General features: G+C 73.7%; 13 protein-coding genes. 7 read left to right on the plus strand and 6 right to left on the minus strand.

The window, feature by feature from the left end:
* Nucleotides 1–44 precede the first annotated feature (44 nt).
* Nucleotides 45–1,202 (minus strand): acyl-CoA dehydrogenase family protein, encoded by a 1,158-nt coding sequence (locus Q9R28_RS02800; protein WP_311205425.1) that lies wholly within the window; start codon nucleotides 1,200–1,202, stop codon nucleotides 45–47.
* A gap of 23 nt (nucleotides 1,203–1,225) precedes the next feature.
* Here Q9R28_RS02800 and Q9R28_RS02805 point away from each other — a divergent pair, with 23 nt between their 5' ends.
* Nucleotides 1,226–2,017 carry an SGNH/GDSL hydrolase family protein gene (locus Q9R28_RS02805; RefSeq protein ID WP_209682530.1) on the plus strand — a complete coding sequence of 264 codons (792 nt, stop codon included), beginning with the start codon at nucleotides 1,226–1,228 and terminating at the stop codon, nucleotides 2,015–2,017.
* 73 nt (nucleotides 2,018–2,090) lie between these two features.
* On the opposite strand, the gene Q9R28_RS02810 is transcribed toward Q9R28_RS02805, so the two are convergent.
* Both Q9R28_RS02810 and Q9R28_RS02815 read right to left on the minus strand, forming a co-directional pair.
* Complete coding sequence (locus Q9R28_RS02810; protein ID WP_209682527.1) at nucleotides 2,091–3,488, minus strand: serine hydrolase; 1,398 nt, start codon at nucleotides 3,486–3,488, stop codon at nucleotides 2,091–2,093.
* Between the two features lie 10 nt (nucleotides 3,489–3,498).
* On the minus strand, nucleotides 3,499–4,785 hold the full coding sequence (locus Q9R28_RS02815; RefSeq protein ID WP_311205426.1) for a D-alanyl-D-alanine carboxypeptidase: 1,287 nt from the start codon (nucleotides 4,783–4,785) through the stop codon (nucleotides 3,499–3,501).
* Between the two features lie 184 nt (nucleotides 4,786–4,969).
* Between Q9R28_RS02815 and Q9R28_RS02820 the strand changes: the two genes are divergently transcribed.
* Together Q9R28_RS02820 and Q9R28_RS02825 are read left to right on the plus strand one after the other, a co-directional pair.
* Entirely contained in the window at nucleotides 4,970–6,208 is a 1,239-nt protein-coding gene (locus Q9R28_RS02820; protein WP_311205427.1) for an acetamidase/formamidase family protein, read from the plus strand.
* Nucleotides 6,205–7,779, plus strand: coding sequence for an AtzH-like domain-containing protein (locus tag Q9R28_RS02825; protein WP_311205428.1), 1,575 nt, complete (start codon nucleotides 6,205–6,207; stop codon nucleotides 7,777–7,779). Before Q9R28_RS02820 ends, Q9R28_RS02825 begins: the two co-directional genes overlap by 4 nt.
* A 36-nt stretch (nucleotides 7,780–7,815) precedes the next feature.
* Here the strand turns inward: Q9R28_RS02825 and Q9R28_RS02830 are convergent, their stop codons facing one another.
* Nucleotides 7,816–8,643 (minus strand): RNA methyltransferase, encoded by an 828-nt coding sequence (locus tag Q9R28_RS02830; RefSeq protein ID WP_311205429.1) that lies wholly within the window; start codon nucleotides 8,641–8,643, stop codon nucleotides 7,816–7,818.
* A 74-nt stretch (nucleotides 8,644–8,717) separates the two neighbouring features.
* Between Q9R28_RS02830 and Q9R28_RS02835 the strand changes: the two genes are divergently transcribed.
* The 3 genes from Q9R28_RS02835 to Q9R28_RS02845 all read left to right on the plus strand — a co-directional run bounded on the left by Q9R28_RS02835 (nucleotide 8,718) and on the right by Q9R28_RS02845 (nucleotide 11,182).
* Entirely contained in the window at nucleotides 8,718–9,656 is a 939-nt protein-coding gene (locus Q9R28_RS02835; RefSeq protein ID WP_311205550.1) for a Sir2 family NAD-dependent protein deacetylase, read from the plus strand.
* The gene (locus Q9R28_RS02840; RefSeq protein ID WP_311205430.1) at nucleotides 9,653–10,288 is read left to right on the plus strand and encodes a histidine phosphatase family protein; all 636 of its coding nucleotides are present in this window, start codon (nucleotides 9,653–9,655) and stop codon (nucleotides 10,286–10,288) included. The genes Q9R28_RS02835 and Q9R28_RS02840 overlap by 4 nt, the downstream gene beginning before the upstream one ends.
* 168 nt (nucleotides 10,289–10,456) lie before the next feature.
* The gene (locus Q9R28_RS02845) at nucleotides 10,457–11,182 is read left to right on the plus strand and encodes a hypothetical protein (RefSeq protein ID WP_066654388.1); all 726 of its coding nucleotides are present in this window, start codon (nucleotides 10,457–10,459) and stop codon (nucleotides 11,180–11,182) included.
* 46 nt (nucleotides 11,183–11,228) lie between these two features.
* Here Q9R28_RS02845 and Q9R28_RS02850 read toward each other — a convergent pair whose 3' ends face one another.
* Together Q9R28_RS02850 and Q9R28_RS02855 are read right to left on the minus strand one after the other, a co-directional pair.
* Entirely contained in the window at nucleotides 11,229–12,302 is a 1,074-nt protein-coding gene (locus Q9R28_RS02850) for a glycosyltransferase family 1 protein (RefSeq protein ID WP_311205551.1), read from the minus strand.
* Nucleotides 12,303–12,307: 5 nt separating this feature from the next.
* Entirely contained in the window at nucleotides 12,308–13,321 is a 1,014-nt protein-coding gene (locus tag Q9R28_RS02855) for an alpha/beta hydrolase (RefSeq protein WP_311205431.1), read from the minus strand.
* Nucleotides 13,322–13,536: 215 nt separating this feature from the next.
* Here Q9R28_RS02855 and treS point away from each other — a divergent pair, with 215 nt between their 5' ends.
* Nucleotides 13,537–15,249, plus strand: a complete 1,713-nt coding sequence (treS, locus tag Q9R28_RS02860; protein ID WP_311205432.1) for a maltose alpha-D-glucosyltransferase — start codon at nucleotides 13,537–13,539, stop codon at nucleotides 15,247–15,249.
* Nucleotides 15,250–15,333: the final 84 nt, after the last annotated feature.

Raw genomic sequence — 15,333 nt, forward strand, 5'->3', positions numbered from 1 at the left:
GGCGATGATGCCACGCACCACCGACACCCGGGCCGGGCTCCGGCTCAGGCGAGCGGCCCGAGCTCCGCGGCGGCGATCGTCCGCGCCGCCGAGTCCCGCGTCGACGGGTGGTACTGCCCCGCACGGACGTCCCGCGCGAGCCGGGCGAGTTCCGACGACGCCCGGAACGCCGAGCCGCCGGCGAGCCGCAGCGCCTCGTCCACGACGTGCTGCGCCGCGTCCACCGTCCGCGCCTTGGTGCCGACGAGCAGCGGGAACCAGCGGGGGCCGAGGTCGTCCAGCTCGTCGACCGACCGGGCCAGGGCGGACACCTGCAGGGCGACCGCGTCGACCGCGCCGCGCAGGTCGGCGACCGCACGGCGGACGTCGGGGTCCTGCGACCGCGGGACGCCGTCGCGCCCGCGTCGACCGGACACCGCTGCGACGGCCAGTCCGAGCGCCCGTTCGGCGATCCCGACGTACACCGACGCCACGAGCAGCTCGAACGCCGCGAACACCCCGAAGACGAGCGGGTCCTGCGTCGGACCGACGGGGAGCACCCGGACGATCCGCGACGCCGGCACGTGCACGCCGTGCAGCAGCGTCGTCCGGCTCTGGGTCGCGCGCATCCCGAGCGTGTCCCAGTCGTCGAGGTGCTCGACGTCGCCGTCGGACCGCAGCACGAAGCCGTGCACGAGCCGTGGCTCCGGACCACTGGTGTCCTTGCCGAACACGCTGAGGACGTCCCACGCCGGGGCGAGCGAGGTGGACACCTTCGTGCCGGTGAAGCGGTAGCCGCCGTCGCCGTCCGGCTCCGCCGTCGTCGACGAGTCGAACAGCACGGCGTCGTTGCCCGGTTCGCTCACCCCGAAGGCGAGCAGGTGGTCGTCCGCCGCGTGGTCGGTGACGGTCTGGAGGAACGACCCGCCCCGCGCCGTGACGGCGCGCGCCGCCTGCACCCACACCTGGTGCATCCCGAGCCCGAGCGCGGTCGCCGGCGCGGCCTGCGCGAGCCGCCGCTGCAGGGTGCTCGTCGCGGCGAGGCCGAGCCCAGCGCCGCCCTGCTCGACCGGGACGCCGATGCGCAGCCAGCCGGCCGCGCGCAGCTCCTCGAGGTCCTCGGCGCAGAACGCGTTCTCGGCGTCGTACCGCGGCGCGCGGGCGGCGATCCGCTCCAGCAGGTCCTGCGACAGCGTCCACCCGGGTTCGTCGGCCAACGTCATGCCACGAGACTACGGTCGGAGGCGTGTCAGCTCGTCATGCGTGGTCCAGGTACGTCGCGATCGGTGACTCGTTCACCGAGGGGATCGGTGACCCGGACCCCACCGTCCCCGGCGGCAACCGTGGGTGGGCCGACCGCGTGGCCGAGGTCCTCGCCGGACGGGCGGACGGGTTCGCGTACGCCAACCTGGCGATCCGCGGGCGCCTGCTCGGGCAGATCGTCGACGAGCAGGTCGAGCCGGCCCTCGCGCTCCGCCCCGACCTCGTGACGGTGTCCGCGGGCGGCAACGACATCATCCGCCCCGGTTCGGACCCCGACGAGCTCGCCGAACGGTTCGACGGCATGGTCGGGCGGCTGCGGAGCGACGGCGCCACCGTGGTGCTCTTCACCGGCCCCGACGTCGGCATGACACCCGTGCTCGGCATGGTCCGCGGCAAGACGGCGATCTACAACGAGAACCTGCACGCGATCGCGCTCAAGCACGGTGCCCTCGTCGCCGACATGTGGGCGCTCCGGGTCCTCCGCGACCCCCGGATGTGGGCGCCGGACCGCCTGCACCACTCCCCGACCGGCCACGCGACCGTCGCCGCGGCCGTGCTCGACGCCCTCGGGGTCGAGCACGGGCTCGACCCGGTGACGCCGGAGCCGCTCGAGGCCAGACCGTGGCGCGAGGCCCGCGTCGAGGACCTCGGGTGGGCGCGCGAGTACCTCGTCCCCTGGGTCGTGCGGCGCATCCGGCACACGTCGTCCGGCGACGGCATCAGCGCGAAGCGGCCCGACCTGCAGCCCGTCGAGGTGACGTCCGACACGCCCTGACCCGGGATGCACCCTCGGTCGGAGGCCGCACCCCGGTGTGCGCAGCGCGGTGTCCGCCAGGGGGCGCGATCGGTCAGTCGACCGGGCGGCGCAGCGTGAGCGGCCCGTCGTGCAGCGGCTGCGTGGTCCACTCCCCCGTCGCCGTCCCCGCGGTCGGGTCGAGCCGGAGCCGGGCGGCGTGCGGGGTCTCGACGAAGCGGACGACGACCTCGACGGTGCCGTCGGGTCCGGTCGCACCGCTCGCGGCGAGCGGCCCCTCGACCGACCACGCGCCCTGACCGACCGGGACCGACAGCAGCCCGCCGTCGACGTCGACCGTGAGTCGCCAGCCCTCGGCGTCGGACTCCAACCGGAGCCCCTCGAGCACGCCGTCGGACTCGTAGGCCCCGGCCACGGCGTCGGCCAGGCGACCGCCCTGCACCGGGGGCAGCCCGAGGGAGGCGAGCCGTGCCTCCAGACCGGGGTCCGCGTCGACACCGGCGGCCGTGCCCGCAGCGCCCCCGTCGCCGTCCTGCGGCGCGATCGCCGGCAGCAGGTGCTGCCAGGCCGCGTCGAGCACCGCCTGCATGTCGAGCGACTGCCCGGTCAGGGCGAGCACGACGTCCTGCTCCGGCAGCACGACGCAGAACTGGCCGTACGCGCCGTCGCCGCGGAAGCCGTGGCGGGCCATCCAGAACTGGAAGCCGTAGCCCTGCCGCCAGTCCGCGTTCTCCTCGTGGGGGTTGTCGACCTGCGTGCTCGTGGCGGCGTCGACCCAGTCCTCGTCGAGGATGCGCTGCCCGTCCCACACGCCCCGCTGCAGGTACAGCTGGCCGAGCGCTGCGACGGCGGCCGTCGGCGCGTACGCACCGCTGAACCCGAGCTCGGCGCCCGTGTCGTCGCGCTTCCACGCGAGGTCGTCGATGCCGAGCGGGTCGAGCAGGCGCGGGCGCAGGTAGTCGACGAGGGACTCGCCGCTCGCCCGGCGGACGATCGCGGCGAGCGTGTACGTGCACGGCTGGTTGTACGCGAAGACCGTGCCGGGTTCCTCGTCCGGCGGGGTGAGGAGGAACCCGCGGACCAGGTCCTCCGGGTCGGTGGCCTCGGCCCGCTGCAGGGTCTCCTCGCGGTGCCCGGACGCCATCGCGAGCAGGTGGCGGACCCGGATCCGGCGACTGCGCTCGTCGGTGACGTCCGCGTCGAGCTCCGGGAAGCACGACAGCACCGTGGCGTCGAGGTCGACGAGCCCCTCACGGACGGCGATGCCGACGGCAGCGGCGGTGAAGCTCTTGCTGAGCGAGTAGAGGAGGTGGACGCGGTCCGCGGCGTAGGGGGCCCACCAGCCCTCGGCGGCCACCCGGCCGTGTCGCAGCAGCACGATGCTGTGCGGCTCGACGTCCGGTGTCGACTCGAGGGCGTCGAGGAACGCGGTGATCCCGCGGGCGTCGATGCCGAGGGCGGACGGGGTGCTGCGCGGGAACGTCGTCGTCACGCTCGAGAGCCTACGCGGCGAGCCCCCAGCGCTGCGGTGGCGACGCGGGGTCGAGCGACGTGGAGGCCGCGCGCGGGGCTGCGCCGGCGACGGCTGCCGACGGGCTCGTCTCGACGCCGCGGAACGGGTTCGTCCAGCGCCACCAGAGCCCCGGGTCCTCGATGGAGCGCTGGAGCTCGAGCGGCACGGTCACGGGGTCGTGGTGCTCGATCGAGAACCGTACGGAGCCGACCCGCTCGCCCCGCTCGCCGAGCGTGACGCTGTCGAGCCGGGTGCGTGCGGTGACCGTCGTGTCGCCCCAGACCAGGACCTCGGCGGCATCGGCGGCCACGGCGTCGGCGTCGTCCCGCCAGGGCGTCGAGTAGGTGCCGAAGGTCTGGCCGGCGTGCGTGAGCGTGACCGTCTGGAAGTTGTCGGCCACCGAGCGGAGCAGGCGGCGGACGTCGACGTCGAGTGACGGGTGGTCCCTGCCGCCGAGCATGACACCGACGACGGTGACCTGCCGGCCCCCGCGCTGGTACGTGGCGGCGAACAGCAGGCAGGCCCCCGCCTCGTCGAGCGTGCCGGTCTTGATGCCCTCGATGCCGTCCATCCCGAGGAGCTTGTTCGAGTTCTCGATCTCGCCCGCCCCGGGCACGGTCACCTGCTCCGTCCCGACGATCTCCTTCACGACGGGGTCAGCGAGTGCGAGCTGTCCGAGCCGCACCAGGTCGGTCGCCGTCGAGCGGTTCGCGGGGTCGAGGCCGGTCGGCTCGTGGATCGTCGTGTCGTCCAACCCGTGCTCGTCCAGCCAGGCCGAGGCGGCGCGCTCGTAGCCGTCCATCGACCCGAAGGCCCAGAGCGCGAGCGCACCGGCGTAGTTGTTCGCCGACTTCATCAGCATGACCTGCATGGTCTGGTGCTCGGACAGCCGCAGGCCGTCCGGCATCGGCGCCACCTCGCCGTTCTGCGCCAGGTACTCGGCGTAGAGCGCCTGCATCTGCGCGTCGAAGCGGATCGTCGGGCCGGACTCCCCGCGGTCGAGCGGTCTCGCATCGAGCACGACCAGGGCCGTCACGACCTTGGTGATGCTCGCGATCGAGCGGGCCTTGGTGTCCCCGCTGGTGCGCAGGCTCTCCGGGAACCCGGTGGCCTGGACCGCGGTCGCCCCGTAGCCCGGGAACCGCAGGTCCGGCAGGGTCGAGGTCGGGGCGGAGTACTTCGTCGTGGTGGCGCTCGCCGGCGCGAACGGCACGACGGCGACGGCCACCAGGTACCCGACGGCGAGCAGGAGCACCGCGACGACGCCGATCGTCACGGGCCTCCTGACGGCGGAGCGGGGCTGCGGACGACACGGGGCACGGGAACCGAGGATACCGGGCAGTCCCGGGGTGCCGGCCGACAGCGAGCCGCCGGTCGTCCCCCGACCGTCGTGTGACGAACACGTAAAACATCGCGCTCCGGGATCCGTGCGTCGCCCGGTAGCCCCTAGCGTGCTGGACATGCACCACGGAACCACCCCCGGCGCCGCGCGTGGCGGTCGCACCACCGCCCCGTCCACCGGCCCGGCCACCGACCCGGCCGAGGGCACGACGACCGCACCGGGCCCGGCTCCGGCCCCCGCTCCGGCTCCGGCTCCGGTGCTCCAGCCCGGCACCGGCCCGGTCCGGTCGTCGCGGTACCTGCCGGCCGAGGCCGACCGGGTGCTCTGGGGACGGCTCCCGAACGGCGACGACCGCCCGGTCGTGACGCTCGCTCCCGGTGACGACCTGACGATCGACACCGTGAGCCACGAGGGGCTCCTGCCGGACCAGGGCAGTGACCCCGTCGCCTTCTTCGGCCGCCACGGCGTCGCGCCGGAGCACGTGCTCGCCGACGCGGTCGCGATCGCCCGGACCGGTCGCCGCGACCCGGAGCAGGACGGCCCGCACGTGGTCACCGGACCGATCGCCGTCGACGGTGCCGAGCCGGGCGACGTCCTGACCATGACCGTGCTCGAGACGCTCCCCCGCGTGCCGTACGGCGTGGTGTCGAACCGGCACGGCCGCGGAGCCCTGCACGGCGAGTACCCGGTCGACGGGCGCACCGTCAGCGTCTTCGCCGACGTGGTGCCCGCCCACGACGCGCCCGGCGACGACGGACCCGGCGACGACCGGCTCCTCGGACGCATCCCGCTCACCGAGCGCGGCGACCGGTACGCCCGGTTCCCGCTCGCGCCCTTCCTCGGCATCATGGGCGTCGCGACCCCCGGCGAGCGGCTGCACTCGGTCCCGCCCGGACGTCACGGCGGCAACATCGACGTCAACCTGCTGCAGGCCGGTGCGCAGCTCCACCTGCCGGTCCTCGTGCCGGGTGCCCTGGCCTACGTCGGCGACCCGCACTTCGCGCAGGGGGACGGCGAGGTCGCGCTCACCGCCATGGAGGCCTCCCTCCGTGCGACGGTGCGCTTCGACGTCACGCCGGCCGCCGAGGCAGCGCAGCAGTTCGGGGAGCTCGTCTGGCCGCTCGTCGAGACGCGGGACCACCTGGTGCCGACCGGACTCGACCCCGACCTCGACGAGGCCGTCCGGGCCTGCGTCCGGCACGCGATCGCGATCCTCGGCGCGCGGTACGGCATGGAACCGCACCTGGCGTACGCCTACCTCAGTGCGGCGACGGACTTCGACGTGTCGCAGGTGGTCGACCTGGTGACCGGGGCGCACGCCCGCATCCGCAAGGCCGACTTCGCGGACGTCCGGTGACGGCCGCGGCACGGCCGACCGACGGTCCGTCGGCACCGACCGGCCTGCTCGACGCCCTCGACGCCTACGAACGGGCACTCGCCGACGACGACCTCGCGGCGCTCGACGACGCGTTCGTCCGCTCCGCCGACACCCTGCGCGGCGACGACCGCGGCCTGCTCGTCGGGCACGACGCGATCAGCACCTTCCGCGGTGCGCGGGGTGGAGTGGCACCGCGCCACCTGTCCCGCACCGAGGTCCGGCTGCTCGCCGAGGAGCTCGCGCTCGTCGTCTCCGTCGCCGCGTTCCGCGACGGCGGCTCGGGTCTGCAGACCCAGCTCTGGCGCCGTCAGGCCGACAGGTGGCGCATCGAGGCGGCGCACGTCACCGGCCGATCCCGACCCCTCGACACCACCGTGTGGCGCGTCGTCGGCGACCCGCTCCTGCCGCCGACCGGCCGCGGCCGTCTCGACGGCGCCACGGTGGCGGTCAAGGACCTGTACGCCGTCGCCGGCCACCGCGTCGGGGCCGGCAACCCGACGTACCTGCAGGAGTCCGTGCCCGTCCCCGCCTCCGCAGCGGCGGTCGCCGCCCTCCTCGACGCCGGCGCGTCGGTCCGCGGCATCGCGCGGACTGACGAGTTCGCCTACGCCCTGACCGGACGCAACGAGCACCACGGCACCCCGCCGAACGGCGCCGACCCGTCGCGTGTGCCGGGAGGCTCGTCCAGCGGATCAGCGTCGGCCGTCCGTTCCGGGGTGGCGGACGTCGGACTCGGCACGGACACCGCGGGATCGCTGCGGATCCCCGCCTCGTACCAGGGGCTCTGGGGCCTGCGGACGACCCACGGCGTCGTCGACCACGCCGGACTGCTGCCGCTCGCACCGTCGTTCGACACCGTCGGGTGGCTGACCAGGGACGCCGACACCATGGTCCGTGCCCTCGACGCCTCGGTGCCGCACGGGTCGCACCCCGTGTCGGAGGCCGGGGCGCCGGTCGTGCTCGCGGAGCTCCTCGCCGCCGCGGACCCGGCGACGCAGGACGCCGTCCACGCCGTCGTCGGTGACCTGCCGGTCGTGACGCTCGACGACCTCGGGCTCCCCGCGCTCGAGGACCTCCGCGAGCTCCTGCGGCTCGTGCAGGGTGCCGAGGCGACGGCGGCGCACGGGAAGTGGATCGCGGCCCATCCCGGCGCCCTCGGGGCCGTCGTCGGGCAGCGGTTCGCCGCGGCCGCCGCGAACCCGCCGGACCTCGTCGCGGAGGCCCTCCGGCGCTTCCCCGGGGTCCGAGAAGCGATCCGAGCGGCCCTGGTCGACCGGGTGCTCGTCACGCCGACCGCTCCGGGCCCGGCCCCGTCGCTCGGCGCCGGCGCGGAGGAGCTCGAGCGCGTCCGCACCGCGACGACCACCATGACCGCGCTCGCGAGCGTGGGCGGGGTGCCCTCCCTGAGCGTGCCGGGGCTCACCGTCGACGACGCACCCGTCGGCCTGTGCCTGACCGGCGGGACCGGCACCGACCGAGCACTGGTGACCACGGCGGACCGCTGGCTGCGCGGCGGGGTCGGCACGGGCCTCCCGGCCGGCGCTGCCTGAAGCGGTACGCCGGGCCGTCGACGAGCGGTCAGCTGGTCAGGTGGTCGGACGTGCCGCGCGCTGCGCGTGCGTGACCGCCCAGAGCCCCACCGCGCTCGCCGCCGCCACGTTGAGCGAGTCGACGCCGTGCGCCATCGGGATGCGGACCGTCGTGTCGGCGGAGGCGATCGCGGCGTCGGTCAGGCCCTGCCCCTCCGTGCCCATCACGAGCGCGACCCGCTCGGGGACGTCGGCGACGAACGCGTCCAGGTCGACCGAGCGGTCGGTGAGCGCCATCGCGGCGAGGTGGAAGCCCTGCGCGCGGAGTTCCTCGCTGGCGGCCGGCCACTCCCCGATGCGGGTCCACGGCACCTGGAGCACCGTGCCCATGCTCACCCGGACGCTCCGGCGGTACAGGGGATCCGCGCAGCGCGGGCTCACCAGGACCGCGTCCGCCCCGAGGCCGGCGACGCTGCGGAACACCGCGCCGACGTTGGTGTGGTCGACGACGTCCTCGAGCACCACGACGACCTTCGCGTCCCGGACCACGTCGGCCACCGACGGCAGCTCCGGTCGGTGCATCGCGGCGAGGGCACCCCGGTGCATCCGGAAGCCGGTGAGGTCCTCGAGCAGCGCATCCGGTCCGACGAAGACCGGGCCGTCGTGGTCCGCCACCAGGGGCAGCACGCTGTCGAGCCACTTCTCCTGCACGATGACGCTCCGCGGGACGTGCCCTGCGCGGACCGCGCGCTCGATGACCGTGTTCGACTCGGCGATGTACAGCCCGCCCTCGGGCTCCGTGACCCGCCGCAGCGCCACGTCGGTGAGGCGGGCGAAGTCGTCGAGTCGGGGGTCGTCGAGGGAGTCGATGCGGACGGGGTGCACGGGGCTCGTTTCGTGGGAAGGCGGCTGGGCGTTCGGCTGTTGAGGGTACCGTGGACGACGTGCTGACCGACCCGATGACGGACGAGCTCGACCGCGTCGTGGAGCTGCTGACCGGCAAGCGCGTCGCCGTGCTCTCCGGCGCCGGGCTGAGCACCGACTCCGGCATCCCCGACTACCGCGGCGCGGGCCGGGTGGTGCGGAAGCCGATGACCTTCCAGGAGTTCCGCTCCGACCCGGCGAAGCGCCAGCGCTACTGGGCCGGTTCGCACCTGGGGTGGCGCACCTTCGCCGCCGCCCGGCCGAACACCGGTCACCGCGCGCTCGCCGCCCTCGAGGACGCCGGCATCGTCACCGGGGTCGTCACGCAGAACGTCGACGGCCTGCACCTCCGCGCCGGGTCCCGGCGGGTCGTGGAGATCCACGGCTCGATGGACCGCGCGGTCTGCCTGACGTGCGGGCAGGTGTTCTCGCGCGCCGACCTCGCCAGTGTGCTCGACCGCGAGAACCCCTGGATCGACGAGCCGGGCACGGTGCAGCTGCAGCCGGACGGCGACGTCGAGATCACCGACGTGGAGCGCTTCCGGGTGCCCGACTGCTCGGTGTGCGGCGGGGTGCTCAAGCCGGACGTCGTGTTCTTCGGCGAGTTCGTGCCCGCCGAGAAGTTCCGCGAGGCCGTCTCGATCGTCGCGGACGCCGACGCGCTGCTCGTCGTGGGCTCGTCGCTCACCGTGAACTCCGGCGTCCGACTGGTCGACCACGCCACCCGGCGGAAGCTCCCGGTCGTCATCGTGAACCGGGGAGCCACCCGCAGCGACCGACGCGCGGTGGCGAAGCTCGACGCCGGCACGACCGAGACACTCGAGGCCCTGGCTGCGCGGCTCGTCCCGTCCGGCGCGGCGTCGGCTGCACCGGAGCCGCCCGCTGCGGAGTCGTCCGCTCCGGTGATGGCTGCTCCGGAGTCGTCCGCTCCGGTGTCGGCTGCTCCGGAGCGCTCTGGCAGGATCGACGGGTGACGACGCTCCTCACCCTGGTCCGGCACGGCGAGACCGACTGGAACGCGCAGCGGCGCATCCAGGGATCGACCGACATCCCCCTCAACGCCACCGGGCGTTCCCAGGCCGCGGCCACCGCGCTGCTCCTCGGTCGCCGACGGTTCGACGCGGTCGTCGCGTCACCGCTGTCACGCGCGTTCGAGACCGGCGCGATCATCGCCCGCCACCTCGGGCTGCCGGAGCCAGCCACCCACCCGGGTCTCGCGGAGCGCTCGTACGGCGAGGCCGAGGGGCTCACCGACACCGAGGTCGCCCAGCGCTACCCGCACGACGACGTCCCCGGACGGGAGTCCCGCTCCGCGCTGCTCGCACGGGCGACCGAGACGCTGGCCGAGATCGCCGTCCGCTTCGACGCGGGGTCGGTCGTGGTCGCCACGCACGGTGCCGTCATCCGGGCCGTCGTCAACGCCGCGGCTCCCGGCACGGCGGACCGGTACACGACGCCGATCCGCAACGGGTCCGTGCACTCCTTCCGCTGGGACCCCGAGCGGTTCCGTGCCGAGCTCGTCCGCTTCGACGACCCGCTCGACGAGGTCTCGGAGCAGACGGACGATGAGTCCTTCGCCGAGCAGAACCCGCTCGAGCGCCGGTAGCGCGGGCGGCGGCCCGTCGCGCACGGTGGACCGGTACCGGACGGTGGACCGGTACCGGACGGTTACCTGCGGCTCCGCGAGCGCGGGGGCCCGCTCGGACTAGGCTCCGGTCCACGGGCGGCCCGACCACCGTCCGGTGGTGCTCGCACCCGTGCGCGAGGAGGGGCCGTGACGAACCAGGGACCGGTGGACGACCGAGTCGACTCGTCCGACGACCTCGACCGGGCGTTCGGCCCGGACACGGCCTCCGTCACCCGGCCGTCCACCGGCCAACGACTCCGACGCGGCACCGTCATCACGCTGTCCTTCGTCGCGGTCGGCGTCGTCATCGCCGTCGTCCTGTCGACGATCGTCGGCAGCATCCAGACCGGGGTCGGCGGGGTGTTCCCGCGACCCCAGGCAGCGCTCGACCGGTTCCGGACCGCGGCGGCCGACGTACCGGGCGTGCTCGCCGTCCGTGACGAGGAGACCACGCGCGACTCCCTCGCGGCCTACCGGGTGTCCGCCGTCGTCGAGGCGTCACCGGACCTGTCGCCCGGTCAGCAGGTCGACCTCGTCCGCGCCCTGAGCGCCGCGGCGGCCGACGCGGACGGCAGCGGAGTCGTCGTGTCGGCGGAGGCCCGCTTCGACACCCTGGTGGTCGGGGTCACGACGGACGCCGAGGTCACGCGACAGCGGCTCGAGGTCGCTCGCTCGGTCGCGGCGATCGGCGGGGTCGTCGCGGTGCGCAGCGACTGGGGTCCGGGGGCACCGTCGGACGAGCCGGACGCGCAGCGCGTCGAGCTCGCCACGGTCGGCACCGGTGTGGCCCTCGCCGCGATCATGGACGTCGCACAACGTGAGACGCACGGGGTCTTCCCCGGCGCCGAGGTGACCTCGCGTCAGCCGTCCTGACGACACCGCTGCTGTCGGCGCCCCACCACTCGTGCGCCGGTCCCGGTCAGCGCTGCTCTCGGTCCTGCACCGCGCGCTCGACGGCCCAGGTCACCTGTTCCGCCGAGTCCTGCCACCGGAACCGGGCCGCCCGCTCGAGCGAGGCCCGCGATGCCTCGTCCCAGCGGTCCTCGAGTCGCCGCACCGCCGCTGCCACCGCGGACGGCGACGACGGGTCGAAGTACTCGGCGGCGTCCCCGCCGATCTCGCGGAAGATCGGGACGTCGCTGACGACCACCGGGGTCCCCACACCCATCGCCTCGACGAGGGGGATGCCGAAGCCCTCGTCGAACGAGGCCGTCGCCAGCGCCGTCGCCCCGCGCAGGGTCGCCAGGTACTCGTCGTCGGAGGCACCGTCGTGGAAGACGATCGCCCCGGTCGGCGCCAGGGCCTCGAGCCGTCGTCGGTCCGCGTCGGACACCCGCGACATGCAGTGCAGCGTCCAGTCGGCTCCGAGCAGGGGCAGTGCGGCCGCGAGCGTCTCGACGTTCTTGTACGGCATGAACGACCCCATGTAGACGAGCGTCCGCGCACGGCTCCCGTCGGGCTCGCGGGGCACGGCCGGGTCGGCCGCGTTGTACGCCACCGTGACGGGGCGCTTCGTCAGACGGTGTCGCTCGATGAGCCCCGCGGTGGTCTCGGACACCGTCACGACGCCGTCCGCGCCGTTCAGCAGCAGGCGTTGCGGCGCCCAGCTCAGGTGGAAGAGCCGCCAACCGAGCCGGATCGGCCACGAGAACTCCCGCGGAGGCGTGCGGTTCCGGTAGTAGATGAGGTCGTGCAGCGTGAGCACGAGGGCGTAGCGGCGGCCGCGGGACCCCATGGTCTGCATCGGTGAGAAGACCGCGTCGAGACCGAGCCGGTTCACCGTCCGGGCCACGAGCGGCTCCCCCGCGTCCGTCGGGGCCGGGATGCGTTCCCACGGGATGCCGTCGGGCAGCGACGCGAGCTGCCGTTCGTCGTGCACGAGCAGGACGTGGTCGTGCCGGTCGGGCAGGTGCGCGACGACGCCGGCGGTGAAGCGGCTGATGCCGTCGTGCCGACCGATCCGGACGTACCGGCAGTCGATCCCGATCCGCAGGCGCCTCACGAGGCGGACTCCCCCGGCGTGCCGTCGGCCGACGGTGACGCCGCCGTCGCGTCGGGAGCCTGCTGCGGTGCGGTGGACCTCGTCCTGCGCGGGTTCCCACGTCCGGCACGACGGCGGGCCGTCGGCTCGGCCATGCGACGGAGCACCGCGTCGGCGGCGGCTCCGGGCGTCTCGTAGTGCACGAGGTGTCCCACGTCGGGCACCACGACGAGCTCGGCGTCGCGGAGTCGGGAAGCGAGTGCACGCTGCTCGGGCAGCGCCGTGATGTCGTCGTGCTCCGCGGCGACCAGCAGCACGGGGACGTCGATGCGGTCGGCGTACTCGGACACGTCGTGCGTGACCGAGGTGCGGAACGCCTCGAGCACGCTCGTGCGGTCCGCGAACGCCGAGAAGTACCGGTCGTGCTGGTCGTGCACCCATCGCCGCAGGTCGCGGTCGCGTGACTTCAGCATGGCGAGGCTCATCGCCCGCACGATCGCGCGGTTCCGGAGCAGCCCGAGTCCGAGCGGCCTGGGGAGCACCGCGCCGGCCCGGTAGTAGCCGATCGCGATGCCGGTGCCGACGGCCCGGGGCCCCTGCAGCGCGGGTGCCGCGATCGGGTTCACCAGCACGAGCAGCCGGGTGTCGAGGCCGGCCGCGACGGTGGCCGCCGTGACGATCGACCCGAAGGAGTGTCCGAGCACCACGGTCTCGGGACCCAGGCCGAGCGCGTGGTGGAACCCGGTGAGCCACCCGACGTAGGCGTCGACGTCGGAGACCGGCAGCGGGTCGGAGATCCCGAAGCCGGGCAGGTCGGGGACGACCACGCGGACGCCCCGGAGGTGGGCGGCGATCGTCTCGAGTCCGTGGTGGTCGCCGCGGAACCCGTGCACGGCGAGGACCGTCTCGGTGGCGTCGGCCGGCCCGTACTCCCAGTAGTGCGTGGTGCGGCCGTCGAGGGTCACGGCCCGGTGCACGACCGGCGTCGCGGCGACGAGCGACTGGTACGGGGAGATCACGGGTGGTTGCATCGCGGCCAGTCTACGAAGCGGCGACCAGGCGGGGTGCGTCCCGCGCCCCGCTGTGGAGGACGACGGACGGGAGGGACGCTGTGGAGGGGTGTCGCGCCTCCCGTCCGGCCACGTGACGCGGTCGTCACGGCGACCCGCGGACAGCAGCAGGAGCACGCGCCTACTGTGGCCGTGGTCGGGCCACGCCGCCGGCCCGCCGACGACGAGGAGCACGCTTGACCTTCACGGCCCCGATCCAGCTGCCCGGCCTGACCCTGGACCCGCAGTGGTACAAGCGCTCGGTCTTCTACGAGTGCATGATCCGCTCGTTCGTCGACTCGAACGGCGACGGCATCGGGGACATCCAGGGCGTCATCGGCAAGCTCGACTACCTGCAGTGGCTCGGCGTCGACGCCATCTGGCTGCCGCCGTTCTTCCAGTCGCCGATGCGCGACGGCGGGTACGACATCTCCGACTACCGGGCGATCCTGCCCGAGTTCGGCACGCTCGACGACTTCCGCGAGCTCGTCACGAAGTCGCACGAGCGGAACATGCGCATCGTCATCGACATGGTGATCAACCACACCTCCGACCAGCACGAGTGGTTCCAGCAGTCCCGCGAGGACCCGGACGGCCCCTACGGCGACTTCTACGTGTGGCGTGACACCGACGAGCACTACGAGAACATCCGCATCATCTTCGTGGACACCGAGGAGTCGAACTGGACCTTCGACCCGGTCCGCCGGCAGTTCTTCTTCCACCGGTTCTTCTCGCACCAGCCCGACCTCAACTTCGAGAACCCGGCCGTGGTCGAGGCCGTCTACGACGTCGTGCGGCACTGGCTCGACCTCGGTGTGGACGGGCTGCGGCTCGACGCCATCCCCTACCTCTTCGAGTCCGAGGAGGGCAACGGCGAGGGCGAGCCGGAGACCCACGAGTTCATCAAGAAGCTCCGGGCCATGGTCGACGACGAGTACCCCGGGCGTGTCCTGCTCGCCGAGGCGAACCAGTGGCCGCGTGAGACCGCCGCGTTCTTCGGCACCGACGAGGAGCCGGAGTGCCACATGGCGTTCGACTTCCCGGTGATGCCGCGCATCTTCTACTCGCTCCGCGCGCAGCACGCCGCCGAGCTCAAGGCGATCCTGTCCGAGACGCTCGACGTCCCCGAGAAGGCCGCGTGGGGAGTGTTCCTCCGCAACCACGACGAGCTCACGCTCGAGATGGTCAGCGAGGAGTACCGCCAGGCGATGTACGGCTGGTACGGCTACGACCCGCGCATGCGCTCGAACATCGGCATCCGTCGTCGTCTCGCTCCCCTGCTCGACAACTCACGGGCCGAGCTCGAGCTCATCCACGCCCTGCTGTTCTCGCTGCCCGGGTCGCCGTTCCTGTACTACGGGGACGAGATCGGCATGGGCGACAACATCTGGCTGCCGGACCGCGACTCCTCGCGCACGCCGATGCAGTGGACCCCGGACCGCAACGCGGGCTTCTCGACCGCCGACCCGGGCAAGCTGTACCTGCCGGTCGTGCAGTCGCTCGTCTACAACTACACGCAGGTCAACGTCGAGGCGCAGCTCGCCCAGTCCCGCTCCCTGCTGCACTGGGTCCGCAACGTCATCCACGTCCGCAAGGCGCACCCGGTCTTCGGCCTGGGCTCGCTGCACGTGCAGGACACCACCAACGACTCGGTGCTCGCGTTCGTCCGGTCGTGGGAGGGGTCCGGGCAGCAGTTCGGCCCGTCCGCCGAGGACGTCCTCTGCGTGTTCTCCTTCGCCACCAACCCGACGTCGGTGACGATCTCGGCGCCGGAGTTCGCCGGACGGCCGCTGTACGACCTGTTCGGCGGCGGGTCGTTCCCCGCGTTCGACGAGGACGGCAACGTCACCCTCACCATGGGGACGCAGTCGTTCTACTGGCTGCACGTGGGCGCGCCGGTCGGCGTGTAGCGAGCGTCGGCCGGCGGCCTCCGTCCGCCGGGTGGTCGCTGTCGGCCTGGAGGCGCGGCTCACCCCGCGCTCGTCGCGTCGCCG

The organism is Curtobacterium sp. BRD11, from assembly GCF_031844345.1.
GTDB lineage: Bacteria > Actinomycetota > Actinomycetes > Actinomycetales > Microbacteriaceae > Curtobacterium.